Raw genomic sequence first — 20,825 nt, 5'->3', positions numbered from 1 at the left:
GACTGAGACCGGGGGGCGGGTTAGGCGGCGGCGAGCTCGCGCGAGGCCGCGGCGTGGCCGGCCTCCCACAGGGCGAAGGACGCGGGGTCGTTCTTGAACTCGGGCTTGAGGCACCGGGTGATGTTGCGCTTCCGGTCCTCGAAGCCGCGCAGGTAGGCCGGGTGCGTGGTGTCGATCCCGGAGGGCTTCTCGCCGGCCGCCGCTTTGGCGTTCTTCGCCAGCGCTTCCGCCTTCTCGTTCTTGGTGATGAGAGCGTCGGCCTCTTCCCAGGCCCCGGTGATCCGGTTGCGGAGCGCGAGGCCGAAGAGGTTGTTGTCGATGTAGACGGCGGTCAGTTCCTCGGCGGCCTCGAGCTCCTGGCGCGTGGTGGCCTCGCCTGCCGCCTTCTCGAAGGCCACGACAACGGCCTCGTATTCGCGGGCGTTGGCGAGGTCCTGCTCGGTCTGCCCGTTGACCTGCTGCGCGGACGGCTTCTGCGCCGCCGGCGCCGGGGCCTGGTTGCCAGCCGGAACAGTCTCGGCCGACTTCTCGCTCGCGGCCGAAATGACCGGCGTGACGGGCTGGTGCGCGAGCTGCAGAGGCGCGTCTGCCGCCTTCGCTCGGCTCCGCACCTGGCGCGGCGGCTCGCTGGCCGGCGCTGCAGCCCCGCCGGAAGCCCGCTCCTGCAGGTCCTCCATCTCGTCGGGCGTGTAGACGCCGAGGAGGATGGCAGGCTCAAAGAGGCGGACCCAATCGCGCGTCCCGCGGTAGACGAGCTGCCGGCGATGGTCGGCCTGCTTCGACCACGGCGAGTTGTTGCCGCTGGTCTTCCATTGCCCGACGGTGCCATCGAGGATCCGCTCCTCGCCGAGCCGGTCGGGCGTGCCGATCACGCGGATGCCGAAGGCATCGCCGGTCGCGTCGTTCCAGCGATAGGCGAGAATATGCCCGAGCTTCGCGGTCAGGACCGCGGCGACGAGCTTGCCCTCAAACATCAGCTTGCCGTGGACGACGCTGCAGCACTGAGCTACGGCGAAAGGGTCGAGGCCCCAGCGTACGGCCTGGTTCACGACGAGGAAGCAGTTGGCGAGGCGCTGATCCCATTCGAGCGGGATCACTTTACGGTCGCGACCGAAGCCCTCGACGGTGGCGACGAGCGTGTCGGGAGTGAGCGGCGACCGCGCCATGACGGTCGCAATCCGCTGCATCTGCTCGAAGCGCCCGCTGTCGAGGACGTGGATGACGTCGTCGACGTGAATGCGCTCGGGGCGAACAATCGGGGTTTCAGCGTTCACGGGTGCTCTCCTCAGCGGGCGGCTTGGACGGGGACGGCCTTGCAGCCGGGGACGGTGCCCTTGGCCGCGATGATCCGGTTGGCGAGGGACTGGACGAGCTCGCGGACCTCCTCGCGCTCGGCGAAAAAGGCGAGCGTGGCCGGGTAGTCCTCGATCTGTGCGCGGTAGAGCGTGGCGACTGAGACGGTGCGGCCGGCGGTGCCAGCGCGAGGGCCTGGCGCTGCCGTCGGCAGGACCTCACCGGCTTCCGCCAGCTTGGCGCGGGCGATGGCTTCCTCGCGGGCCTTGTCCTGCAGGAACTTGGTCGTCGAGGCCTTGAGCTGCGATTTCAGGACCGCGGCCTTGTCGACGAGCGGTTTCCAGACCGCCTGCACGGCCTTCGCCGCCTTGTCATGTGGAGCCTTGAGCTCGACGCGCTTGTCCTCGATCCGCTTCTCGAGGTCGGCGAGGCGGTTGGCCCAATTCGCGGCGAGGTCGGCGCGCACCTGGTCGGCGACCGGCGTCCGGAGGAAGCGCTCAACCTCGATGCGCTCGGCCTCGAGCTCCTGCTTCGCCGCCTGCAGAGGATCCGACGGCGCGTTGCTGTAGGTCACGGGGATCGGCGGCGGCAGGTCAGGCCAGCGGGTGCGCCCCTCAAGGACCTCGAAGAAGAGGTCGACGTCGACGGGGTAGCGGATCGCGTAGGCCATGACCTCCCGCGAGAACCCCTCCTCGCCGCCGACGGTCAGGTCGCCGAAGACGACCTCGCCGGGCACCGAAACGTGCGTGAGCTTCTCGGCGCCGCGCTGCGCCCACTTCTGGCCAGCGTCGTCGATCCAGATGGCCAACGGGTCGAAGCCGTTCTCGCGGTTCGGGAGGCGCCAGTACCCGCACGGCGCAACGGTCGGGTCGATCGGCGGCGGGTTGCCCTCGAGGGCGGCGACGTACCAGTCGAAGGGGTCGGGCGCGGGCGCGCTCTGCTGTGCGGCGGTCAAAGCATGGTCTCCGGAGTGAGGGCCGCGAGCTGGTCGCGGATGGCGGGGAAGTCGGGGAGGCGGGGGGTGCGGACGCTGTCGAAGCCGTTGGCGATGACGGCGACGACCAAGTTGCCGGCGAGCTTGTGGTCGAGGACCACGTCGGCCGGGGTGACGCGGAGCTCGGCGAGGAGCTGCGCGGCGACGGCGGGGGCGATCGGCTTGCGGGACGCGGGCATCACGCGGCCACCCAAGCGCGGAGGGCGATGACGGCGCGGCGGGCGCCGGCGTGCAGACCGACGACCAGGTCGTCGACGAGCTCGAGGGCGACCGCGATGGCGAAGGCGCTGCCGATGAACGGGCCGGCGAGGCAGAGGCGGGCGACGCGCGTCGGGGACGGCGGCGGCCGGCGGGCCGCGGCCTGGACGCAAAGGTCGCCGAGAGCGAACAGGGCGCCGACGATGACGGGGGCCGCCGCGATGGCGATGTAGGCGAGCTGAGCCTCCGACATCACGCGGCCTCCGCTTCGGCGACGCGGGCCTCGAGGGCGAGCTTCGCTGCCTGCAGGCCGGGCTGATCGAACGGGAAGGTCGCGACCTCAACCGGCGCGCCGCCGAAGAGTAAGTGAATGGCGACGGCGCCGGAACGGGCGCCGGTGCGGACCATGCCGAGAAGCTCGGTCGGCTTTCCGTTGCGGTCGGGCCGGTAGGCCAGCCAGGCGCCGCGCGAGAGCACCCACTTCAGGCGATAGTTGGGGCGAGTGTTGCTGCGGTCGTTCTTGAAGTCGACGAGGGCAGCGTTCCAGGAGATTGATCGACGGGCTGACACGAGCTGGCTCCATCGCGAGGGGCGATGTAGCTAAATTTGCCTATCTGGCAAACTCGGTCAAGAGGCCGTGTGCCTATTTGGCAAATTTAGTTCGGGGCGCGGTCTCGGCTCACGTCTTGGATCGACGCCCAAAAGCCACCAACGATCCCGAACACGCGCGCGAGCGACAGGCTGGCCAAGTCAAAGGACAGGGCGTCGCTGCCCGCAACCATCAGGCCGAGGATCGAGAGGATGGCGAAGAAGGCGGATGCTACGATGGCGGAAGTTCTGGCTGACGCCGAGCGGACTATCAGCAGCGCGGCCGAAAGGCCGATCCATCCTGCGACTGCACCCGTCAGAACGGCAGGAAGGTAGTAGGAGACCAACTTACGATAGACGCTCGCAGCGGCGAAATCGAAGGCGCTACCTGAGACAAAAGACCGGCTTAGCAGCCAGGCCGCTGAAGATATGCCGACGTATGAAAAGATGATTGCCAGAAGGGCAGCAGTCGCAGTGCTAATCCGCGTCATCAGCGCGGGACCATGCTGATGATGCGGGCCGCAAACTCGACTTCCTCATCGTACATTGGCGGCTCAAATTGGCTCAGTAGTGTGTAGTGATTGTCGAAGGTTCCCCTCTTGAGCTTCTTAATGAGCGTTCGGCCATCTGTGAGCCTAACGATGCAGAGCTGCCCCATCAGGTCAGACGTCACGGGGCGCCGGACGTCGTCGTAGAAGGCGATCCATCTGTCGAAAAAGCTGCCCAGGCTCTCGCCTCGGATCTCAACGGCGACGGTCTTATCGGTAGCCCCCTCCGGAGCGGCAACCTCATCCAAGGTGATCTGCTCCAAGTCGAAGAAGTTCGTGACTGCGCCGGCGGACACATAGCCGACGATCGGAACCATTCTCTGCTGATCGGGGACGAGCTCACGCTCGGGGACCTTCAGGGCTGCAGAGATCTTCGCCAGGTTTTTCAGCGAGACGTTGCGGCCGCCGTTTTCCATCCGAGACAAGTAGCCCGTGGAGATGCCGGCGGCTTCGGCCAGGGCTTCTTGAGAAAGCCCACGCTGCTCGCGCCACTCTTGGATCCGGTTCGGTTTGCCCATTCGGGAAACGTGCCGGTGGAGGGCAAATCCACCACGGCCAAATAGGCAAATCGACCGATTGACTGTGACTTGCCTATTTGGCAAGGTCCAGGTCTGTTCAGTCACAGGCCGCCTCCCCGATGAACGCTCTCAATTCGTACTTCGCCGAGACTGGCGAGAATATCGCCAAGCTCGCCGAGACGATCGGCCGGTCGCCGTCGACGATCACGCGTCCGCTCAAGGGCGAGCGCAACGCGAGCATGAACGTCGCGCTGGCGATCGAGAAGGCCACCGGCGGCAAGGTCACTGCCGACCAGTTCATGGCGATCTGCCTTGAGGCGAAGCGATCGGCGCAAGCCGATGTGGCCGCCTGACGTGCCCCAATCACCCAGCGGCAATCGAGCCGTCGCCTTCTCCCTAGGCCGCGTGATGCGGGCCTCACGAATGCGCATCTCATCGGACGAGCCTCATGACGCCGCCAGCGCGAACGAGCGCTTTATCGCAGCCGTTCGCGCGACGTCGTTCATTCCAGCAGCGTACGCAGCCCTGACACAAAACGGTCGGCATGCACTGCCGTCGCTTCGACCACGTCCTCGTAGAACTTGGTCTGCTCCCCAGTGCGTGCAGCGACCAGGGGCGGCATGTCCCGCGCAGTCTGTCGGATCTGCTCCAGTATTTCCTCCTGCGCCTCGGGCGGGAGAGGCGCCATGAGCGAGCGCAACATCAGCAGCACGGTGGTGCGCATCACCTCCATCTGCGCGGTCGTCTCTATGGCGAAGGCGTATGTCTTCTCGTCCATTGCGAGCTCCATCGGTTTGGTTGGCACCTCCGATGGTAAGCGGCACGGGCCGCGTGTCGACTTGTTCACGCGGCCTGTGTTCGCCGGCCCTTCCGTCCTGCCTCATCCGACCTCCCACGACACAGCTACGCCCGAGCTTGAAGCACGGACGCTGGCGCGCCGACGCGCAATCTTGGTGCAGCCATGCGCCGAGTAACCGCCGAGGACGCCGCCGGCCGGGTGCGGCCGCTCGTCGAAGCCCTCGTCGCGGAGCGCTTCAAGGAGACCGGATCGCGCACCGTCGCGGTCGAGGACGTCGCCACGCTGATCGGGAAGTCCGCGTCCTGGATCAAGCGCCTGCGCGCCGGCTCCTCCGAGGTCATCGTCGCCCTGCACGACGCGATGAACGTGGCCACCGCCTACGACCGCCTCTGCTCACGCATCGAGGCCGCTGCCGAAACCGAGAAGGCGCGCGCCGCGGCGCTGCGCAGGAGCACCGATGCGGCTGTGTCGAGCACTCTGGACCTGGTGGACGGCAAGGCGCGACCGCCTCGCCGCTCAGAAGGCCTCCGCTTTCGGAAGGCCGCCAAGCCCGCCCCTACGCCGCGGCCCCGCCGTGCCGCGCGTGAGGCCTCCCAACATTTGAACTGCCCGGCGCTGGCCCGGGTCTGAGAGGAGAGCACCTGTGAAAGACGCCACCGACCACAAGCCCGATCCGAAGCTCGTCCGGATGTTCGTTCAGCATGGCGACCTGCCGGCTTTCGAGGTCCCCGAGCTGCTCGAGCTGATTGCCGCCGACGTCCACGCACGCCGCCCGGCGGCCGAGGCCGAGGACCCCGCCAGCGACGCGACCGAGCTCGCCACCCTGCGTGACCAGGTCCGCAAGCTCCGCGAGGACCTCGAGGCAATGCCAAAGGACATGGCCAAGACGCTCGAGGAGCTGAAGGCGAAGCTCGAGGACCTCGAGGAGCTCGATCGCGCCGCCGACAAGCGGCTCGACGCGATCGACAAGGCCCTCTCGGCACTCAAGGCGAAGACCGCCCCGAAGCCGGCCAAGGAGCCGGCCGCCGCCGCATAGCGCGAACGAAGAAGCCCGGCCCGCGTGTGCTGCGCGGGCCGGGCGGTGTTGGTCTCATAGTCTCAGGGTGTAAACAATGAAGAGCACATTATGGGCTCTAGCGCAAGCAACGTGCGCCCCACGTAAAGGGGATAAGCTCGGAAATCCAGGCTATCAATCAATTGTGTGCAGCCGGCAATTATTTGCCTCAACTTGCGGCATGGTTTGACCATGTCGGACCACAACCTGATCGCCGACCTGGCGCGCTCTGGCCTCGCCCCAGAGCTGCTGCAGCGTGTCGTGCTCGAGCTCGCCCGCGCCCAGGCCACATCGGAAGCCCTCACGCAGCGGCGAACCGCTGACCGCGAGCGCCAAGCCAAGCGCCGTAAGGGCGCTGTGTCACGTGACATCACAGGACAACCCGTGACGTCACAGACCCCCGCTTCCCCCCTCGATGGTCCCCCTCTTCCCCCTGGACCCCCTACACCCCCCCTTAATCCCCCCATCCACCCCGGTTCCGAGCCTAGCGGCTCGGCCGACGACGACGTCGAGCCCGCTGGATGCGAGCAGGCCGGGAGGACCGGACCTAGGGCCGAGCTGATGCGGCGAGGCCCCCGGCTGATCGCCGGGATGACAGGCCGCTCGGACGTCTCGGCTCGCCAGTTCATCGGCCACGCCCTGGCTCAGTGCCACGACGAGGCGGCCACGGTCCTCGCCCTGATCGAGGACGCCGACCGCCGCGAGCTCTCCGACGCAACGACCTGGATCCTGGCGCAGCTGCGGGAGCGCCGAGACCAGAGCCGCGAGCAGCGCTCGTCCCGCCAACCCTACCAGCCCGCCCCCACAGGCCAGGCCGCCCGCCTCGCCACTCTCTACCGCCAACGACAGGAGCGCACCCATGAGGCTGAACCAGACGCCCGCGACTTCATCGTCATCGAGGGCGACCTCGCTGGCGAACCGGATGACACCGGCGGAAGCGGCGGCCCTGGTCGAGGACCTGCACGCCCCCCTTCAACCAATCGACGGCCATCCGACCCGCTACAGCATGCCTTCCTCACTCGCTCCGAGCACGCAGCAGCGCAGGCAGCTCTGCGCCGTCGTCGAGCACCTGGCGCATAGCCTCGAGAAGCTCGGGGACCTCGCGGAGCGCGAGTATGAAATCGGCCTTCTGCTTCACGGCTACGAGAAGGGGAAAGGTTCGGAGCTCAACGCCGGGCTCCTGAACGCGCAGTTCTTGAAGGCGGTCGACGGTCTGCCCCTCGCCGCGGTCAAGGATGCGTGCGAGCGGTTCACCACCGGCAAGACGCTCCTCCAAACCGAGCGCGGCTGGCGCCCCTCTCCGGACCTGTTTGCTGAGGAGGTCCGCGAGGGGATGATCCCGCTGCGGGGCCGTCTGATCCGCGCCCGCCGGATCCTCGACGCCGAGGTCTACGAGCCGCCTACGCCCGAGCAGATCGAGAAGGTGAAGGCGGCGGCCGAGGCCTACCTTGAGGCCCACAAGTTCCCGGCCGAGCGCCGTCCCGGCCTGGACGCGCGCGACGAGCTGCCGGTCCACGTCCTCGAAACCGTCCGCCCCGTCACAGGCAACATCTCGCACCTGATTGCCAACCTCGACCGCCCGAAGGCCGTCGCATGAGCCTCGGCCACGCCCGCCCTAGGCTGACCCACATGCCGCACCAAATCGCGGAGCGGGAACAGGAAGCCGCCGCGAAGATCCGATACCTGCAGGCCGGCCTAACGCCAATGAGCTCGTGCGAGGTCTGCGGGAAGCCCGGCCCCTTCGGGTTCAACAATTTTCTCCGAGCCCCCGAGCTCGCCGTCTTTGCCTGCCGCGACCACCGCGAGGAGGTCGCCCAAGCGCTCGAGTGAACGGAGAAGCACCAGTGTTGATGAAGAACCCTCTGCGTATCGAGGGGCCCGACCCGCCCGAGACCTACCCGCCGACACGGGTGCGCCTCTGGCTCCTGGCCGCCTGGATCGGAAGCGCGGACGCTGACGAGGCCGCAGGTCCGAAACCCGGCGACAGGCGCGTCCAGCGCTGGCCCGAGCTCTACGTTGCCGACTGGCGGATGAAGGCACAGCTCAAGGCCTGGCTCAACGCCCAGGCAGGGCGCGAGCCGAGTTTCCGACAGGCCTGTATCAACAACGGATGGAGCCGAGACAGCGCTATCCGTGGAGTCGAGATGGCAATCGTAACTATTTCCATAAATCTAAGCTCAGCCTGAATATTTAATAGAGAAGATAATACTAAATATGCTGAAATTGAATATTGTCCTTCAATCCGCTTCGTTGCCGAAGGGGCACATTTCAAGATGGTCAGTGCTTGTTATCCCGTTCGTGAACTTGAAGCAGAAACTGGTGTGATGAACCTCCCCAGCAGTAGAGTAGGTTGTGCATCCGTATGAAATCAACGACCGTTCTCCGGAGACGAATTCGTTAGTTACTTCTTTCGCGGTAAGATCAAGCGTACTCGTAAGACTTTCCGACCCGCTCGATGGAAACGATGTGACTCCTGCTGAAACATTCTGATCACCCGAACATCGCGAAAAGTATACGCCTAAACCAAAAATCGCCTCCCTACTGAGGTAATCCTTCGTATTATAAAAATACTTCATGTGCTGGAAGTTTATTTTTCTAGCGGGCTCTCTACCAGTGTTTTTGACTAAGGAATGAAGCTTGAGATTGTTTCCAGCGGATATATTTCCTTCTATCCTTGCATCAAAGATAGCAAGCCAAGCCCGAGTGTTCGCCACCAGTGTCTCGCGATTGAATTTGTTGGATTTCTCAGTAAAAGCGGCCTGCTTATCGCCTGTTTCTTTTGCATCATATACGAGTTTCTCAGTAAGCTTAGTCATGCGTATGGCTTGATACGAAGCTGTTAGCGAGGCTGGAACTGTTAGAAACAACACAAGCAGCCCGCACCAGTCGAAAAAATCGCGCTTTCTCTTGCTTCTTGGCCGTACACGAACGGTTTTTCTCGCCAGTACCGCATCTTCGGGTTGGGGCGAAGATTGATGCCCGCCCCTCTCTACGTATTCACCGGGTGGCAGCGTTCCCGTGTCACGCTTGCTGTCTGAGTTTCGATCCATAAGCCCGCCCCCGAAACTCAGATGCACACACGTCTTCGCCGCGTCGAAGATCTCATCGACGACATTGAGAGAGATGGTGAGGCGATGAAAGCGATCCAAGACTCCTACTTTGGTGCTTGCGCGCGTTATCGTGATTGACTTTCAAGCCAGATCTGCTGGACGCCTTATTCTAGGGCTGGCGAACGAGACCGGCCCCGCCACAAAGGGGCACCACCGTGAACGCGCCGGCCAACACTTCGAGCGTTTCCACCATCCTCCCGAGCATCAGCATTTCCGCGTCTCGGAAGCGCAAGTCTCAACCGACCCGCCAGCGCGACACCCGCGGCGATCGCTACACCCTCGGCCGCGCTTACAAGCCCGCCGGCGGCGTCGCGACCGTCCCCCGCAAAGCCGCCGCCCTTCCCGACTTGGTCGCCGTTCCGGATCCCTACGGCGAGCCCGGGGACCGCATCATCGCCACCGTGAACCGTCGGGTCGACCTCCTCGAGGCCGAGCGCGCCAAGGGCAACATCACGGTCAGCCAGTACGAGACCGGCCGCCAGGTGCAGGCGATCTTCGAGAAGGCCGCCGGCGCCCGCAACACGCACGAGGCCGACTTCGGCGACGTCCGCATCTCCGACCCGGCCCGCCGGCCCGAGACCCTCGACCTCGATGCCATCCGCGCGATCACGAACGCCAAGGAGGTCGCCGCTCTGATGCGCCGCGTACAGATGGCGATCGGCGAGACCCCGGCGCACTTCCTCCGCGAGCTCCTGACCCGCGGCGGTACGATCAAGGACTACGTGCATAGCTGCGACCCGCTCGCCGGCGAGCGCCAGGTCACACGGATCGGCGATCGCTTCCGCTACCTCCTCGAGGTCCTCGATGACGCCTTCGCTGCCCGCGGCATGGTCGTGAAGGACGAGGCCGGTGAGTGCCGGATCCGCGCGGATCGGGGTGAGACCATCGGCGAGGAGACCGACGAGCGCGGCCGGCTGGTGCAGGCTGGGCGTGGGTATCGCTGGGGACGGGTCGCCGCCTCGCGGGACGCCGAAGCCTGAGACATGGCATCCTCGCCCCTCTATTACGGAAGGGCGAGGCGATGGGACGAGCGGCGGACAACGAGCGGCTGAAGCTTAAAGCAACGTTCTTTAACAATATCGGTGTGAGCTGCGCGGTCATTGGCGTCCTCGTTCCATATCTCCGCTTCATGGAAATATCTGGCGAGAAGTTAAAGCTTTTGTTAGAAGGGAAATTCAGTCAAACTGACATTAACGCAACATTCGCCGCCGCTATCTGCATGGCGTTTGCGTTCCTGGCCGCTCGAGCATTACGCCACCTAAGCGACAACATCGCGGGTCAGATCCGGGGCGATTGACCCGACGGGGTTCGCTATATGGCACTGCTATCGCACGAGGCGGTTCGCCGAAGATCGAGACTCGGGCGCCTAGGCCGTGAGAAGATGGTCTCCTCGCAGAGAAGGCCATCGACATGGATCCGACCACCTTCAAGTTCTTCCAATCAGCGTGGAACGTCTTCGGCGTGCTTGGCGTCATATCCGTCGGGGCCTGCGTAATCGCTTATCTCGCATTTCGCTTTTTAAGCTTGAAGTGGCTCGATGCTAAATTTAACGAACGCTTAGAAAGCTACAAGCACGCGCAGCAGAGAGAACTTGAGCATCTAAAGTATGAAATCAACTCTCTGCTGGATAGGACCGTCAAAGTCCATCAGCACGAGTTCGAAGTACTTCCGGATACGTGGCGTAAGCTGACGGATGCCTTCTTCCACACGAAAGAGACAACGCTCGCCTTCGAAAACTATACCAACGTCGCAAGACTTAATGACGATCAATTGTTACAAATTTTGAAAGAAGACGGTTTCCGGGATAGCGATATTTCCACAATAATGCACTCCGATGATCGTCAGAGCGCTTATATGAGATTAACTACAGCCCGACGGATCCAAAAGACCGGCGATGTCATCCGCGAATTTAGGGTTTACATTCGCAAGTACGGGATATTCATTCGACCAGAACTGCGAACTGGATTTGAGGCGCTGGAGGAAATGATTGCGGAAGCGTTCACTGAATACACCATAGATGTTCGCTTCAATCGCCTCGGCAAGGAGAATGGCAAGGTCGAGAAGCTTCAGATGAACGGAGAGGGCCTATATCGCGGACTCGAGAAACATGTTCAGGATAGGCTCTGGAATTCACTGGCCGAACCGAAGGAATGAGCGGTTCAAACGAGAGGGATATCTCTAAAAGACGCAAATGCATTGTCTGATTAACCTAACGGCAGTTTCCCGCCGGATGCGGGTATCGGTAGGGCGGGGTCGTGGCCCGGGAAAAGTGTTGCTAAGATAGCAGCGCTATAGGAGCCGGACGGCCTGCAACAGCGATTTGTACGCACAGATCCTTCATCGATTGGACTCAAAATGCCGGCACAAGATCACCTGCAGAAGTATGGGAAAATACATGCCGCTTGGATAATCGGCGTCCTCGCGGTGTTGATAATCGGCCTTGTAAGCACAGATCTTGGTCGAGTAGAGGGAATCAAAGACATTCTATCTTTTGCGGTGTCATTCGCGTCGCTGCTTTTGGCCCTAATTGCAATTGCGCAGTCGGCATTATCTGGTAGCGGAACAGCAGAGGTGCTTGGCTCTGTTACAACCACAGCCAAGCAGATAGAAGAAAGCTCGTCCCGTCTTATATCGGTAACACAAGGCATTCCTTTGGCCATTGCCGGCATAGAAGCGTCGATTGTTCGACCTGCGCAAGAGATATTGGAGGCAGCAAACAAAATAGATGCCTACTCGGCAACTATTAGCGCTAGCGCAAACGATCTAAGATCTTCACAAGAAAAAATGCTAACCGCAACTTCAAAAGTTCCTGAAGTAAAAGTTGCCTCCGATGAAAATAGTTCAGCGAGTTATGGCGGAATTTCCAACAATGATGCTTATGCCTACTACATTGCTAAATTATCATTTATGAAGGGAAAAGAGTTCAATCCTGACGACCTCGAAATGCATCGCGGGCAATCATCGTTCATCCAGGGGGTGTTATCCGCTTTCGAGCTGTTTGGGGCGATCAAATATACCCGAGATAAGCGAATATTGAAGGTCACTAAATTAAATTTCAATGATCAACAGAAATTCCGCTTTGAAGAAGCTCTCACGACTAGAACCAATAGCATTTTTATACAGACGAAGGAAAAAATTGACTCCTATTTTGGCTTGGTCGTTCAGCCTGAAAGCGAAAACGTTCGTCCGGATCCCACTACCTAATTGACCCGACGGCAGTTCCGCGCCAAAACACCAAAGTCCAGAGACACTGCCCGCAGCCGCAACCCGGCTCGCGGGCGTTTCTGTTTCCGATCCCCCCGCACCGCAGGCCGAACGATGACAGCCCACCAGGTCGCTCACGCGATCGAGGAGGAGGCGCGCGCGTTCCGCCGCCTTCGCTTCAAGGATGCCCCCTCGTACCTCGAGGCGAAGGACGCGCATTGCACGCGCATCATCAACCTGTCGCGCAGCCTGGCCCGCGCGATCGGCACGCCCGAGCTGCTGTCGATTGCCCCGGGACAGCGCCGCGTCGGCGGCCGGAACATCCGGGTCGAGCTGCGCACGCGCGTTCCCGCGAAGGTCGCCGCCTGATGCTGCACCCGATCCGGCTCCTGTGCCTGCGCCTTGCCGCGCGTCGCGAGACCGACCCGGCGATGGTCGTTCCGCGGGCTGCGCAGTACCTCGCGTTCCTGCGCACCGGCGCCTGGGCGCCCATTCGGTCGCCCTACCCGTAGGGTCTCTGACCCTCCGAAATGTCGCGTTGGGGGAATTACCAAGACAATTCCCCAAAGCCCGCCGTATCACTCTGAAAAGCGCAACTAACACAGGGGGTTAGCGGTGCTTCAAGGGTCAAAACGGGCCTCCCGTATCAGGGGCAGATTAAAGTCCCAAGAGGCCGCGAAGCAGGTCCTCGCCACCAAGGCGGTCGCGTACCTCCGGGTCTCCACCGACGAGCAAGCCGCCCACGGTTTCGGCCTCGAGACGCAGGAGCGAGCGCTCCGCGCCTTCGCCGAGAGCCAGGCTTACGAGCTCGTCGACGTCATCACCGACGCCGGCATCTCCGGCGCCACCCGCCCGGCCGAGCGCCCCGGGTTCAGCCAGGTCCTCGAGCACGCGGCGGCCGGCCGGTTCTCGATCCTGCTCGTCTACAAGTTCGACCGCCTGGCCCGTGAAATCCGGTTCGCCGTCACCACCGTCGCCGAGCTCGCCGAGCAACACGACGTCGGCATCCGGTCGGTAACGGAGCCGATCGACACCGCGACCCCGATGGGCCGCACGGTCTTCGCGATCCTCGCCGGCATGGCCGAGAGCGAGCGCTTCACGATCCGCGATCGCACCGCCGGCGGGAAGCTCTCGAAGGCTGGACGCGGGGGCTTCGCCGGCGGCCGGGCGCCCTACGGCTACGAGACCGATCGCGAGGGCGGCCTCCGCATCGTGCCCGCCGAGGCCGCGATCGTCCGCAGGATCTTCAAGGAGCGCGGGCCGGCCCACCGGACCAAGGCCACGCTTCAAGCCATCGCCGACGGCCTCAACGCCGACGGGATCCGGACCAGGTCCGGCAAGCTCTGGCGCCACGACGGCGTCAGCTACCTCCTCGACAACCCGAAGTATCGGGGCCTCGTCGAGTACCTGTTCACCTGGACAGGGACCGAGCAGCACGTCCTGCAACAGGGCGCGCATCAAGCAATCATCGGATAACGGAAGAACAACAACATGCGCGTTCTGATTTCCGCCGTGGGCTATGCCCTGGCGTCGCTGGCGCTTGGCGCGAACGTCGCCGTTGCCGCCCATGCGGCCGACTATGTGCGCGCTGGCATGGGGATCCCGGTCGGTCTCCGCCGTCGCTCGCGCCCCGCCTATCGGACGCCGACCGTCGACCGTGGCGACGAGTTCTATGCCGCTGCGCAGGCCAAGCGCGCCCGCAAGAACGCCCGCCGCGCGGAGCTCGCCGCCTGATGTGCGACCAGCATTGCAACGTCTGCGACAAGGGCTTCACTGAAACCTGTCGCCTCGCGACGTGCCCGGCGTGGAACCCGGTCGTCGTCACCGGGAACGCCACCGCAGCCGTCTCGCGCATCGAGGCCCTGCAGCGCTTCGTGAAGGCCGCCGATCGCCGGGCCTTCGAGAACAACTGCTTCCCGAGCATGGCCGAGTGGTCGACCGTCGCCGAGATGGTCCGCGACCTCGAGGAGCCGGCCGCCGCGCCTGCGCCCGCCCGCCTCGCCCTGCCGGCGCCGGTCGTCCGTCAGACCGAGGGCAACGTCGTCGCCTTCAAGCCGCGGGCGCGCTGATGCCCCGCGCCTGCGCCCTCCTGCTGCTGGCCGGCATCGCCCTCGCCAGCGTCCGCCCGCGGCCCCGGGTCGAAACTTCGCGTGCGCCGCGCACGGAAGAATTGGCCTGGGGCCGGCCGATCAGCCCGACGAGGCACTGACCATGCAGCCGACCCCGCAAGACTACGTCGCCTGCCTCGCCGCGTACCTGCTTCTCTCCGCTCTGGTCGGCCGCACCTTCTGGCTCCTGTACCTGACCGTGAAGGGGTGCGTGGGCCTGACCTGGAAGGGGCCGCGCCGGTGAAGCTGCACCCGTTCTTCGCCGAGCTCATCGGCCCGCTCGTCGACGAGCCGGCCCCGCCGCCCCTCGTCGATTGGTGGCGGATCCTCGCCGGCGCCGTCGTCATCGCCGCGATCGTCGTGTGGGCGCACTTCCTGGTGCAGCCCGTCCGCGCCGAGGCCCTGACCTTCAACCTGGTCGCCCACGTCTGCCAGGGCGCCGAGTGCCGCGATCACGTCGAGCCCATGGCCGGCCTCTACGCCTGCCAGGCGCGAGCTCGCGTCATCGAGGAGCTCAAGCCCGACACCTGGTCGGCGAAGGTCGAGTGCCTCGTCGTCCGCGGATCCCCGGAGGTCTGACATGATCGTAAACGGCTACCAGGTGGCTCGCCCCACCCTGCGCCAGCGCATCGCCGCGCGGCTCGGCTTCCGTATGCGCTACCTCGAGCGGCCAGAGGATCGCGAGGGCTTCGTCTCGGGCTACGCCCTGACCCGCTGCTCGATGCACTTCGACTGGCGCGATCGCCTGCGCATCCTGGTCGGCGGCGTCGTCGTCCTCGAGACCGCCATGCAGACCGAGCATGACCCGGGGCGCATTGCCTCCAGGAGCCATGTCTCCGTCGTAGACCCCACCACGGCTGCGCTGCGCCAGTGATGCCCGGCTCCCCGCGCTTCCTCGACCTGGTGACGGTCTGGTGCCTCGCCTTCGAGATCCTCACGCGCACCGCGCTCGAGATGCCGGCCGCTATGCTGCGCGAGCTCGAGCCGGCGCCCGCCTCAAATCCCGCGCCGAAAGTTATCGGGCCCTGGCACCGTGAGGACTGACATGCGCGCGGACCTGATCGTCTTCGACGAGCTGCCCGAGAACCGGGAAGCCCGCGAGCTGCGCGCGGCGGGCTTGGCCAAACTTCGGGAGCGGCTCGACGAGGCCCTCGCGATCCACTCGAGGCATCATCTTCACCCGCTCTCCCTCGAGGCTCTCCGCGCCGAGCACGAGGCGCGTGTCGCGATCTTCGCCCAGCGCGTGAACGAGACGATCGCCTCGCAGCTCGCCGCGCTCTTCGCGCCCCCCTCCTACCTCAGCCCCGCGGAACGCGAGTTCCTCGAGGGCTCCCACGCCGGGAGACACTGACCGATGATCCTGAAACCTGGTGACGTCCTCTGCCTGCGCGTCGACGTCGAGAAGCTCGACCCTCGCACCGGCCGGCTCGACCGCAGCCCCGTGCTGCAGGTCGCCGTCTTCGACGAGGAGGCCAACGAGCTGCGCCTCGAGCCCGTGAGCTTCGCCGTCCTCGAGGCCCTGGCCCCGGAGAAGTTCAAGGCGATCTGCGCCGAGCTGAAAGCCTCGCGCGACGTGAACCCGCCGGTGCGCGTGTCGATCAACACGGACGACGCGCAATGCCCGGCGGGCCTCAAGCCCGATCCGCGATGCCCGGGCGGCTACGTCGTCGACATGGACGCGCCGCGGTTCCGCTGACGCCATGCTGAACGACCGTCAAGCGCTGTTCGTCGAGGAATACCTCGTCGACATGAACGGCGCCGCCGCTGCCCGACGGGCCGGCTACAGCGAGGCGACGGCGCGATCGATCGCGCACGAGCTCCTGACGAAACCTGACATCGTCGACGCGATCGCCGTGGCCAACGCGAAGCGCCTGGCCCGGGTCCATCTCAGCGCCGACCAGGTCCTCGAGGAGCTCGCGACGATCGCCCGGGCGGACGTGAACGACCTGGTCGAGTACCGCATCGGCGCGTGCCGCTACTGCCACGGCATCGACCACCGCTATCAGCGGACGCGGGGCGAGTTTGAGCGCTTCGAGCGCGAGTACTCGAAGCTCTGCGAGGAGAAGATCCGGAAGCGCGAGGAGGTCGAGCCCTTCGACCCCGAGGGCGGCATCGGCTTCGATCCGCGCCGCGTGCCGCATCCCGAGTGCTCGGAGTGCTTCGGCGATGGCGAAGGCCGGCCGGTCTTCAAGGACACGGCCAAGGCCTCGAGCGCCGCGCGCCGGCTCTACGATGGCGTGAAGGTCACGAAGGACGGCTTCGAGATGAAGCTCCGGTCCCGCGACCACGCCCTCGACCAGGCCTTCAAGCACTTGGGCCTCGGCGCGCCGCAGAAGGTCGAGCACACCGGCAAGGACGGCGCGCCCATCGAGCACGCCGCGCTTTCGCCGAAGGACCTGGCGCGCCGCATGGCCTTCACCCTCGCCCGCGGTGCGCAGCTCGCTCGAGCCGCCGCGGCCAAGCCCCCCGAACCACCCACGACCGACGACCAGGACTGAACCACCATGGACACCCAAGAGAGTTTCGCACCGCAGCCGAAGGGCACCCGCCAGGTCCCGACGGGCACCGTCAGCGCCGCGCTCGCCGTCGCCCTCGGCAACCAGGTTCGCCTGATCGCCAGCGGCGCCGACTGCCGCGTCGAGTTCGGCAAGGACAACACCGTCACCGCGACCAAGCCGTCGGCCGATGGCGCCACCGCAGGATCCGCGCTCCTCAAGGCCGGGTCGGTCGAGGTCTTCTCGGTCCCGCTCAACACGGCCTTCATCGCCTACGCCACCGACGCCAACTCCGGCACCCTCGAGCTCACGCCGGGCATCGGCCTCTGAACCATGTCCGTCCGAGCTCAAGGCCTCGAGCCTGCCATCGCGGCGGCCTCGAGCGCCGCCACCGCTGCAGCGACCGCAGCGGCCACCACAGCAGCCACCGCAGCGGCCTCTAGCGCGGGCGCCACGGCCGGCGCAGCCGCCGCCGCTGCAGCCATGGCCGAGGCCACCACCGCAGCCGCCACCGCCGCCGTGAAGGCCGCCTCGTCGATCCTGCCCGACCCCTACATCATCGACACGCTGCCCGACCCGGCCCTCTACCTGGACCGCTACGCCCGCGTGACGGACCTGTTCGGCACCAAGCGCGACCTGGTGCTCGCCTCAAAGGTCGGCAACCTGGCGTTCTGGCAACCCGTGCGCCCCGTCTTCGCGGCGACCCAGGCCGTGACGGCTGACATGACGCTCCTGCCGCTCAAGAGCCCGACCGTGATGTTCCTGACGGGCACCGTCGGCGTCGGCGTCACGCGCACCCTCAACCTCTCGACCGTGCTGGCCTACCCGGGCGCCGCCTTCGAGATCCGCAACGACATGAGCGGCCTCGGCTCCCTGAAACTCGCCGGCCTGTCCGTCGGCGGTCTCCTGTCCCTCGCCTTTGGGACCACGCAACGCTTCTTCTTCGACGTCGCGTCCGGCTGGAAACAGTTCAGCTAACCACCGCCCACCCACCGCAGCACCAACGAATGGAGGTCCAGCAATGGCCGACCAGCAGATCACCCGCGCCCGCGTCATCACCCCGGGCACCCCGCTCCCCACCCCGAGCCCCGTCACCATCATCTCGGTCGGCGGCTCCGGCATCGTCATCGTGAAGCTCTCGAGCGGCGACCCCCTGCCGATCAACGTGAGCGCCAACTCCCCCTTCGAGACCTCTTACGCGATCGTCGACTACGTCGTCGCCGGCTCGACCGCCACCGGCATCGTCGTCGCCGGCCTGGCCTGACGCGCACCCTTCCAGGTCGCGCGAACCCCGCGCGGCCTCCTCCTGCTCTTTGACATCGTAGGCACGACCATGGCCCGCTCCGGCATCAACTTCCTGTCGCTCCTGGGGGGCGCCGGCGGCGGTAGCTCGCCCTCTCCAACCGTGTCGGCCGACGGCCTGACGTACACCTATCCCGGCTTCAAGCCCGGCACGTCCGCCAGCCTGGTCGACGTGACGGCCGGCTCCACCCTCTCGACGCAGAACGTCGACGGCACCGGCAAGGTCACGTTCGTCCTCGCGTCGAAGCCGCCGGCGGGCAACGCCATCGTCATCGACGGTCAGCAGCGGGTCAGCGCCGGCACGGTCGCGGCCTCGAGCGGCGGGGGCAATGGCGGCGGCGGGGCGCAGATCGCCGACCTGGCCATCTTCGCCGGTCAGTCCTTCATGCAGGCGCAGGGCACCGTGGTCGCCCCTGGCGGCCCGCTGGCATCACAGCAGAACCCGACCGGATGGACCGGGCCAAGCTCGCGCTTCCTGATCCTCAACGGCTCGGCGCTGGCGCAGTACCAGCCCTATGTGAACTCGGACGGCTCGGGCGGATCGACCCTGGCGGCCTGGGGTTACGAAGGCCCCTTCGGCATCCGCTACCTGGCGGACAAGCCGACCAACCGCACGCTCGTCGTGGCCAAGCACGCCATCGGCTCGACCGGCCTCGCTGCCGACGCGACGCAGAACGATTGGTCGCCCAACACGGCAGGCGAGCTCTACGCCGCCCTCTCGGCGAAGGTGACGGCGGCCAAGGCCGCGATCGCCGCGGCCGGCATGACCCTCGGCACCGTGAAAATCTATTGGGCGCAGGGCCCGCAGGATGCCCGCGACACGAACAAGGCGTCGGCCTACCAGGCGAACCTGACCGAGCTCCTGGCCCGGTTCCGCGCAGACTTCGGCGTCACCCGCATCGGCCTCGAGCGGATGCACTCCGAGATGACCTCGACGGGCTTCAATTTCTGGAAGGTCGTCTTCGACGCGCAGACCGCCGTTGCCCGCGCCGCGGCCGACGTCGACGTGACCTGCACCGACGGGGCGGCAACCTATGACGGCCTGCACCCGACCGTGGATTGGGTGAACATCATCGGCCGCCGCATGTACGAGAACACGGAGGGCCCCTGGTACGCCGTGGCGCCCTATGCCGGGTTCGTCGCGCTCGCGGACATCAACAACGACCGTCACGCCATGCCCTTCACGGCTGGCGACCTGTCGACGATGAAGTCCGTGTTCCCCGAGGACGTGCTCGCGCTCACGACCACCGGCACAAGCCAGCGGTTCTACGTCGACAACACCGGCCTCCTGCGCAACGACCTGGCGGCCAACGCCCTGCGCTTCACCTATGAGAACGGGAAGCGTCAGCTCCTCCCGCAGGGTGCGCAGCAGAACGCCGCCGTTGCCGGCCGAGACTGGACGCAAGCCGCCTGGGTCATCGGCGGGGCCAACGGCACCACCAGCGCCACGGTCGCCCTCGACCAGGCCGCCAACACCTTCACCGCGGCGACGTGCTCGTCCGTCACGGCGAACGTGGCCAACGCGACTGTGCTGCAGACCCTCGCCACCGGCGCCGCGACGATCCGCGCGTTCTCCCTCTTCATCAAGCGCCTCGTCGGCACCGGGCTCATTCAGATCACGGTGGACGGCGGCACGACCTGGGCGACCGTTGCGGTGACGGGAACGTGGGCGCGCTTCTCCGTCGTGCAGTCCGCAATCCTGACCCCATCGTTCGGCGTCCGGATCGTCACGGCCGGCGATAAGATCGCGGTCGACCTGGCACAGTGCGAGCTTAACTGCGTCACGGCGCCGGTCCTGACCATCGGCAACGCCGTGACCCGCCCGGCCGAGAACTTCCTGTTCTCGACGGCGGTGAACGCGCTCCTGCAGGGCTCGGCCGCAACCTACGTCGTGCGTGGCACGGGGCCCGTGCAGAGCTCGGCGACCATCCTCGGCGCTGACGCCGCCGGCGATACCCTCCTCGCCCGCAACTCCGGCGGCCAGCTCGTCGCCAACAGCGGCGGCACGCTCCTCAACGTCAACCCGGGATCCGGCAGCTTCGCCGGCGCCTGGGGCGTTGCGGGCGGCTACAGCCCGGCCGGCCGTCGCCAATCCTTCAACGGATCGGCCGTGGCCTCTGACGCCGCCGCGGCGCCGGCGCACGGCACGGTCTATCCGTTCTCGAGCTCGTCGCGCGGCACCACGTCGTTCGGCAACGCGCCGATCGACTTCATCGCGGTCCGCAACGACCTCTGTCCGGACGCGCAGCTCCAAGCGATCGCGGTGGGCAACTGATGCCCTGCCTCGTCGACGGGCAGGTCTTCCGCCTGCCCTCCGCTCCGCAGCTCGGACGGCTGATCGCCTACAACTGCGGCCTCGGGCACTGCCTCGAGGTCGACGAGGCCGGGCGCCAGACCTTCACGCTGCAGGCGGGCGACACGAACTCCGTCGTCGCCCACGACCCGGGCCAGCTCAAGGTGCGGACCATGGCCGCGCCCTACGAGCTGAACCCCGGCGCCGTCGGCGTGATTGTCCGTCGTCAGATGATTTGGGACATTCAGCGGTGTTCAGGAGCGGAGGCTCTGGTCCATCTGGGGTGAGAGGTTAGGCAGCCTGCGCGTGATGGCGCAAGCG

At 65.6% G+C, this 20,825-nt stretch carries 37 protein-coding genes; 27 read left to right on the top strand and 10 right to left on the bottom strand.

What is annotated here, in order from left to right; translation table 11 throughout:
- Positions 1-20: 20 nt before the first annotated feature.
- The 7 genes from ASF58_RS16040 to ASF58_RS16010 all read right to left on the bottom strand — a co-directional run bounded on the left by ASF58_RS16040 (position 21) and on the right by ASF58_RS16010 (position 4,139).
- A complete protein-coding gene (locus tag ASF58_RS16040) occupies positions 21-1,274 on the bottom strand; it encodes a hypothetical protein (protein ID WP_055954529.1) in 1,254 nt (417 codons plus the stop codon).
- A gap of 11 nt (positions 1,275-1,285) precedes the next feature.
- Entirely contained in the window at positions 1,286-2,248 is a 963-nt protein-coding gene (locus tag ASF58_RS16035; RefSeq protein WP_055954526.1) for a hypothetical protein, read from the bottom strand.
- Positions 2,245-2,466, bottom strand: a complete 222-nt coding sequence (locus ASF58_RS16030) for a hypothetical protein (protein WP_055954524.1) — start codon at positions 2,464-2,466, stop codon at positions 2,245-2,247. Before ASF58_RS16030 ends, ASF58_RS16035 begins: the two co-directional genes overlap by 4 nt.
- A complete protein-coding gene (locus ASF58_RS16025; RefSeq protein WP_055954521.1) occupies positions 2,466-2,738 on the bottom strand; it encodes a hypothetical protein in 273 nt (90 codons plus the stop codon). Before ASF58_RS16025 ends, ASF58_RS16030 begins: the two co-directional genes overlap by 1 nt.
- The gene (locus tag ASF58_RS16020) at positions 2,738-3,055 is read right to left on the bottom strand and encodes a hypothetical protein (RefSeq protein ID WP_055954519.1); all 318 of its coding nucleotides are present in this window, start codon (positions 3,053-3,055) and stop codon (positions 2,738-2,740) included. Before ASF58_RS16020 ends, ASF58_RS16025 begins: the two co-directional genes overlap by 1 nt.
- Before the next feature lie 86 nt (positions 3,056-3,141).
- Positions 3,142-3,564 carry a hypothetical protein gene (locus ASF58_RS16015; RefSeq protein WP_055954517.1) on the bottom strand — a complete coding sequence of 141 codons (423 nt, stop codon included), beginning with the start codon at positions 3,562-3,564 and terminating at the stop codon, positions 3,142-3,144.
- Positions 3,564-4,139: a LexA family transcriptional regulator gene (locus ASF58_RS16010; protein WP_055954514.1), complete on the bottom strand. Its 576-nt coding sequence runs from the start codon at positions 4,137-4,139 to the stop codon at positions 3,564-3,566. Before ASF58_RS16010 ends, ASF58_RS16015 begins: the two co-directional genes overlap by 1 nt.
- 119 nt (positions 4,140-4,258) lie before the next feature.
- Between ASF58_RS16010 and ASF58_RS16005 the strand changes: the two genes are divergently transcribed.
- Positions 4,259-4,492, top strand: a complete 234-nt coding sequence (locus tag ASF58_RS16005; protein ID WP_055954511.1) for a YdaS family helix-turn-helix protein — start codon at positions 4,259-4,261, stop codon at positions 4,490-4,492.
- Positions 4,493-4,641: 149 nt separating this feature from the next.
- Here the strand turns inward: ASF58_RS16005 and ASF58_RS16000 are convergent, their stop codons facing one another.
- On the bottom strand, positions 4,642-4,917 hold the full coding sequence (locus ASF58_RS16000) for a hypothetical protein (RefSeq protein ID WP_156375744.1): 276 nt from the start codon (positions 4,915-4,917) through the stop codon (positions 4,642-4,644).
- Positions 4,918-5,100: 183 nt separating this feature from the next.
- On the opposite strand from ASF58_RS16000, the gene ASF58_RS15995 reads away from it, so the two are divergent.
- Positions 5,101-5,568, top strand: a complete 468-nt coding sequence (locus ASF58_RS15995) for a hypothetical protein (protein WP_055954506.1) — start codon at positions 5,101-5,103, stop codon at positions 5,566-5,568.
- Between the two features lie 13 nt (positions 5,569-5,581).
- Positions 5,582-5,974, top strand: coding sequence for a hypothetical protein (locus ASF58_RS15990; RefSeq protein WP_055954503.1), 393 nt, complete (start codon positions 5,582-5,584; stop codon positions 5,972-5,974).
- Positions 5,975-6,127: 153 nt separating this feature from the next.
- On the opposite strand, the gene ASF58_RS26060 is transcribed toward ASF58_RS15990, so the two are convergent.
- The gene (locus ASF58_RS26060; protein WP_156375743.1) at positions 6,128-6,328 is read right to left on the bottom strand and encodes a hypothetical protein; all 201 of its coding nucleotides are present in this window, start codon (positions 6,326-6,328) and stop codon (positions 6,128-6,130) included.
- Positions 6,329-6,851: 523 nt separating this feature from the next.
- On the opposite strand from ASF58_RS26060, the gene ASF58_RS15980 reads away from it, so the two are divergent.
- The 3 genes from ASF58_RS15980 to ASF58_RS15970 are packed head-to-tail and all read left to right on the top strand — an operon-like array spanning position 6,852 to position 8,178.
- A complete protein-coding gene (locus tag ASF58_RS15980) occupies positions 6,852-7,589 on the top strand; it encodes a hypothetical protein (RefSeq protein WP_156375742.1) in 738 nt (245 codons plus the stop codon).
- A complete protein-coding gene (locus ASF58_RS15975) occupies positions 7,586-7,822 on the top strand; it encodes a hypothetical protein (RefSeq protein WP_055954493.1) in 237 nt (78 codons plus the stop codon). Before ASF58_RS15980 ends, ASF58_RS15975 begins: the two co-directional genes overlap by 4 nt.
- 17 nt (positions 7,823-7,839) lie before the next feature.
- The gene (locus ASF58_RS15970; RefSeq protein ID WP_162242069.1) at positions 7,840-8,178 is read left to right on the top strand and encodes a hypothetical protein; all 339 of its coding nucleotides are present in this window, start codon (positions 7,840-7,842) and stop codon (positions 8,176-8,178) included.
- A gap of 51 nt (positions 8,179-8,229) precedes the next feature.
- Here ASF58_RS15970 and ASF58_RS26055 read toward each other — a convergent pair whose 3' ends face one another.
- Positions 8,230-9,141, bottom strand: a complete 912-nt coding sequence (locus ASF58_RS26055; protein WP_156375740.1) for a hypothetical protein — start codon at positions 9,139-9,141, stop codon at positions 8,230-8,232.
- A 116-nt stretch (positions 9,142-9,257) separates the two neighbouring features.
- On the opposite strand from ASF58_RS26055, the gene ASF58_RS15965 reads away from it, so the two are divergent.
- The 21 genes from ASF58_RS15965 (at position 9,258) to ASF58_RS15890 (ending at position 20,791) form a co-directional block, all read left to right on the top strand.
- Positions 9,258-10,082, top strand: coding sequence for a hypothetical protein (locus ASF58_RS15965; protein ID WP_055954488.1), 825 nt, complete (start codon positions 9,258-9,260; stop codon positions 10,080-10,082).
- Between the two features lie 41 nt (positions 10,083-10,123).
- A complete protein-coding gene (locus tag ASF58_RS26050; RefSeq protein WP_156375739.1) occupies positions 10,124-10,399 on the top strand; it encodes a hypothetical protein in 276 nt (91 codons plus the stop codon).
- 113 nt (positions 10,400-10,512) lie between these two features.
- On the top strand, positions 10,513-11,256 hold the full coding sequence (locus ASF58_RS15960) for a hypothetical protein (protein WP_055954484.1): 744 nt from the start codon (positions 10,513-10,515) through the stop codon (positions 11,254-11,256).
- A 201-nt stretch (positions 11,257-11,457) separates the two neighbouring features.
- Entirely contained in the window at positions 11,458-12,306 is an 849-nt protein-coding gene (locus ASF58_RS26045; protein ID WP_156375738.1) for a hypothetical protein, read from the top strand.
- Positions 12,307-12,420: 114 nt separating this feature from the next.
- The gene (locus ASF58_RS15955; protein ID WP_055954481.1) at positions 12,421-12,675 is read left to right on the top strand and encodes a hypothetical protein; all 255 of its coding nucleotides are present in this window, start codon (positions 12,421-12,423) and stop codon (positions 12,673-12,675) included.
- Complete coding sequence (locus ASF58_RS26040) at positions 12,675-12,818, top strand: hypothetical protein (protein WP_156375737.1); 144 nt, start codon at positions 12,675-12,677, stop codon at positions 12,816-12,818. The genes ASF58_RS15955 and ASF58_RS26040 overlap by 1 nt, the downstream gene beginning before the upstream one ends.
- A 103-nt stretch (positions 12,819-12,921) precedes the next feature.
- Entirely contained in the window at positions 12,922-13,782 is an 861-nt protein-coding gene (locus ASF58_RS15950) for a recombinase family protein (RefSeq protein ID WP_055954478.1), read from the top strand.
- A gap of 15 nt (positions 13,783-13,797) precedes the next feature.
- Positions 13,798-14,040, top strand: coding sequence for a hypothetical protein (locus ASF58_RS15945; RefSeq protein WP_055954475.1), 243 nt, complete (start codon positions 13,798-13,800; stop codon positions 14,038-14,040).
- Positions 14,040-14,375, top strand: a complete 336-nt coding sequence (locus ASF58_RS15940; RefSeq protein WP_055954472.1) for a hypothetical protein — start codon at positions 14,040-14,042, stop codon at positions 14,373-14,375. Before ASF58_RS15945 ends, ASF58_RS15940 begins: the two co-directional genes overlap by 1 nt.
- 142 nt (positions 14,376-14,517) lie before the next feature.
- A complete protein-coding gene (locus tag ASF58_RS26035; RefSeq protein ID WP_156375736.1) occupies positions 14,518-14,658 on the top strand; it encodes a hypothetical protein in 141 nt (46 codons plus the stop codon).
- Complete coding sequence (locus ASF58_RS15935) at positions 14,655-14,993, top strand: hypothetical protein (RefSeq protein WP_055954469.1); 339 nt, start codon at positions 14,655-14,657, stop codon at positions 14,991-14,993. The genes ASF58_RS26035 and ASF58_RS15935 overlap by 4 nt, the downstream gene beginning before the upstream one ends.
- 1 nt (position 14,994) lies before the next feature.
- Positions 14,995-15,288, top strand: coding sequence for a hypothetical protein (locus ASF58_RS15930; RefSeq protein ID WP_055954466.1), 294 nt, complete (start codon positions 14,995-14,997; stop codon positions 15,286-15,288).
- Positions 15,288-15,458, top strand: a complete 171-nt coding sequence (locus ASF58_RS26030; RefSeq protein WP_156375735.1) for a hypothetical protein — start codon at positions 15,288-15,290, stop codon at positions 15,456-15,458. Before ASF58_RS15930 ends, ASF58_RS26030 begins: the two co-directional genes overlap by 1 nt.
- Position 15,459: 1 nt before the next feature.
- Positions 15,460-15,765, top strand: a complete 306-nt coding sequence (locus ASF58_RS15925) for a hypothetical protein (protein ID WP_055954464.1) — start codon at positions 15,460-15,462, stop codon at positions 15,763-15,765.
- A gap of 3 nt (positions 15,766-15,768) precedes the next feature.
- Entirely contained in the window at positions 15,769-16,110 is a 342-nt protein-coding gene (locus tag ASF58_RS15920; protein WP_055954461.1) for a hypothetical protein, read from the top strand.
- Between the two features lie 4 nt (positions 16,111-16,114).
- Positions 16,115-16,912 carry a terminase small subunit gene (locus ASF58_RS15915; RefSeq protein WP_055954458.1) on the top strand — a complete coding sequence of 266 codons (798 nt, stop codon included), beginning with the start codon at positions 16,115-16,117 and terminating at the stop codon, positions 16,910-16,912.
- Positions 16,913-16,918: 6 nt separating this feature from the next.
- Positions 16,919-17,239: a hypothetical protein gene (locus ASF58_RS15910; RefSeq protein WP_055954456.1), complete on the top strand. Its 321-nt coding sequence runs from the start codon at positions 16,919-16,921 to the stop codon at positions 17,237-17,239.
- A 3-nt stretch (positions 17,240-17,242) separates the two neighbouring features.
- Positions 17,243-17,887 carry a hypothetical protein gene (locus ASF58_RS15905; protein WP_156375734.1) on the top strand — a complete coding sequence of 215 codons (645 nt, stop codon included), beginning with the start codon at positions 17,243-17,245 and terminating at the stop codon, positions 17,885-17,887.
- Between the two features lie 43 nt (positions 17,888-17,930).
- Positions 17,931-18,173 (top strand): hypothetical protein, encoded by a 243-nt coding sequence (locus ASF58_RS15900; RefSeq protein WP_055954450.1) that lies wholly within the window; start codon positions 17,931-17,933, stop codon positions 18,171-18,173.
- A gap of 69 nt (positions 18,174-18,242) precedes the next feature.
- A complete protein-coding gene (locus tag ASF58_RS15895; protein WP_055954447.1) occupies positions 18,243-20,486 on the top strand; it encodes a sialate O-acetylesterase in 2,244 nt (747 codons plus the stop codon).
- Entirely contained in the window at positions 20,486-20,791 is a 306-nt protein-coding gene (locus tag ASF58_RS15890; protein ID WP_055954444.1) for a hypothetical protein, read from the top strand. Before ASF58_RS15895 ends, ASF58_RS15890 begins: the two co-directional genes overlap by 1 nt.
- The last annotated feature ends 34 nt before the right edge of the window (positions 20,792-20,825 follow it).

Source organism: Methylobacterium sp. Leaf125 (genome assembly GCF_001423085.1).
Taxonomy (GTDB): domain Bacteria; phylum Pseudomonadota; class Alphaproteobacteria; order Rhizobiales; family Beijerinckiaceae; genus Methylobacterium.
The sequence above is the reverse complement of the archived record's forward strand: the minus strand, read 5'-3'. Positions and strand labels throughout refer to the sequence as shown.

Coding starts and splice junctions, on each gene's coding strand:
- ASF58_RS15975 (WP_055954493.1), top strand. CDS start 7,586: ATGAGCCTCGGCCACGCCCGCCCTAGGCTGACCCACATGCCGCACCAA.
- ASF58_RS15900 (WP_055954450.1), top strand. CDS start 17,931: ATGGCCGACCAGCAGATCACCCGCGCCCGCGTCATCACCCCGGGCACC.
- ASF58_RS15945 (WP_055954475.1), top strand. CDS start 13,798: ATGCGCGTTCTGATTTCCGCCGTGGGCTATGCCCTGGCGTCGCTGGCG.
- ASF58_RS15930 (WP_055954466.1), top strand. CDS start 14,995: ATGATCGTAAACGGCTACCAGGTGGCTCGCCCCACCCTGCGCCAGCGC.
- ASF58_RS26030 (WP_156375735.1), top strand. CDS start 15,288: ATGCCCGGCTCCCCGCGCTTCCTCGACCTGGTGACGGTCTGGTGCCTC.
- ASF58_RS15910 (WP_055954456.1), top strand. CDS start 16,919: ATGGACACCCAAGAGAGTTTCGCACCGCAGCCGAAGGGCACCCGCCAG.
- ASF58_RS15920 (WP_055954461.1), top strand. CDS start 15,769: ATGATCCTGAAACCTGGTGACGTCCTCTGCCTGCGCGTCGACGTCGAG.
- ASF58_RS15890 (WP_055954444.1), top strand. CDS start 20,486: ATGCCCTGCCTCGTCGACGGGCAGGTCTTCCGCCTGCCCTCCGCTCCG.
- ASF58_RS15955 (WP_055954481.1), top strand. CDS start 12,421: ATGACAGCCCACCAGGTCGCTCACGCGATCGAGGAGGAGGCGCGCGCG.
- ASF58_RS26050 (WP_156375739.1), top strand. CDS start 10,124: ATGGGACGAGCGGCGGACAACGAGCGGCTGAAGCTTAAAGCAACGTTC.
- ASF58_RS26040 (WP_156375737.1), top strand. CDS start 12,675: ATGCTGCACCCGATCCGGCTCCTGTGCCTGCGCCTTGCCGCGCGTCGC.
- ASF58_RS15895 (WP_055954447.1), top strand. CDS start 18,243: ATGGCCCGCTCCGGCATCAACTTCCTGTCGCTCCTGGGGGGCGCCGGC.
- ASF58_RS15905 (WP_156375734.1), top strand. CDS start 17,243: ATGTCCGTCCGAGCTCAAGGCCTCGAGCCTGCCATCGCGGCGGCCTCG.
- ASF58_RS26045 (WP_156375738.1), top strand. CDS start 11,458: ATGCCGGCACAAGATCACCTGCAGAAGTATGGGAAAATACATGCCGCT.
- ASF58_RS15980 (WP_156375742.1), top strand. CDS start 6,852: ATGAGGCTGAACCAGACGCCCGCGACTTCATCGTCATCGAGGGCGACC.
- ASF58_RS26035 (WP_156375736.1), top strand. CDS start 14,518: ATGCAGCCGACCCCGCAAGACTACGTCGCCTGCCTCGCCGCGTACCTG.
- ASF58_RS15940 (WP_055954472.1), top strand. CDS start 14,040: ATGTGCGACCAGCATTGCAACGTCTGCGACAAGGGCTTCACTGAAACC.
- ASF58_RS15915 (WP_055954458.1), top strand. CDS start 16,115: ATGCTGAACGACCGTCAAGCGCTGTTCGTCGAGGAATACCTCGTCGAC.
- ASF58_RS15960 (WP_055954484.1), top strand. CDS start 10,513: ATGGATCCGACCACCTTCAAGTTCTTCCAATCAGCGTGGAACGTCTTC.
- ASF58_RS16010 (WP_055954514.1), bottom strand. CDS start 4,139: ATGGGCAAACCGAACCGGATCCAAGAGTGGCGCGAGCAGCGTGGGCTT.
- ASF58_RS16025 (WP_055954521.1), bottom strand. CDS start 2,738: ATGTCGGAGGCTCAGCTCGCCTACATCGCCATCGCGGCGGCCCCCGTC.
- ASF58_RS16030 (WP_055954524.1), bottom strand. CDS start 2,466: ATGCCCGCGTCCCGCAAGCCGATCGCCCCCGCCGTCGCCGCGCAGCTC.
- ASF58_RS15995 (WP_055954506.1), top strand. CDS start 5,101: ATGCGCCGAGTAACCGCCGAGGACGCCGCCGGCCGGGTGCGGCCGCTC.
- ASF58_RS16000 (WP_156375744.1), bottom strand. CDS start 4,917: ATGGACGAGAAGACATACGCCTTCGCCATAGAGACGACCGCGCAGATG.
- ASF58_RS16015 (WP_055954517.1), bottom strand. CDS start 3,564: ATGACGCGGATTAGCACTGCGACTGCTGCCCTTCTGGCAATCATCTTT.
- ASF58_RS15925 (WP_055954464.1), top strand. CDS start 15,460: ATGCGCGCGGACCTGATCGTCTTCGACGAGCTGCCCGAGAACCGGGAA.
- ASF58_RS16005 (WP_055954511.1), top strand. CDS start 4,259: ATGAACGCTCTCAATTCGTACTTCGCCGAGACTGGCGAGAATATCGCC.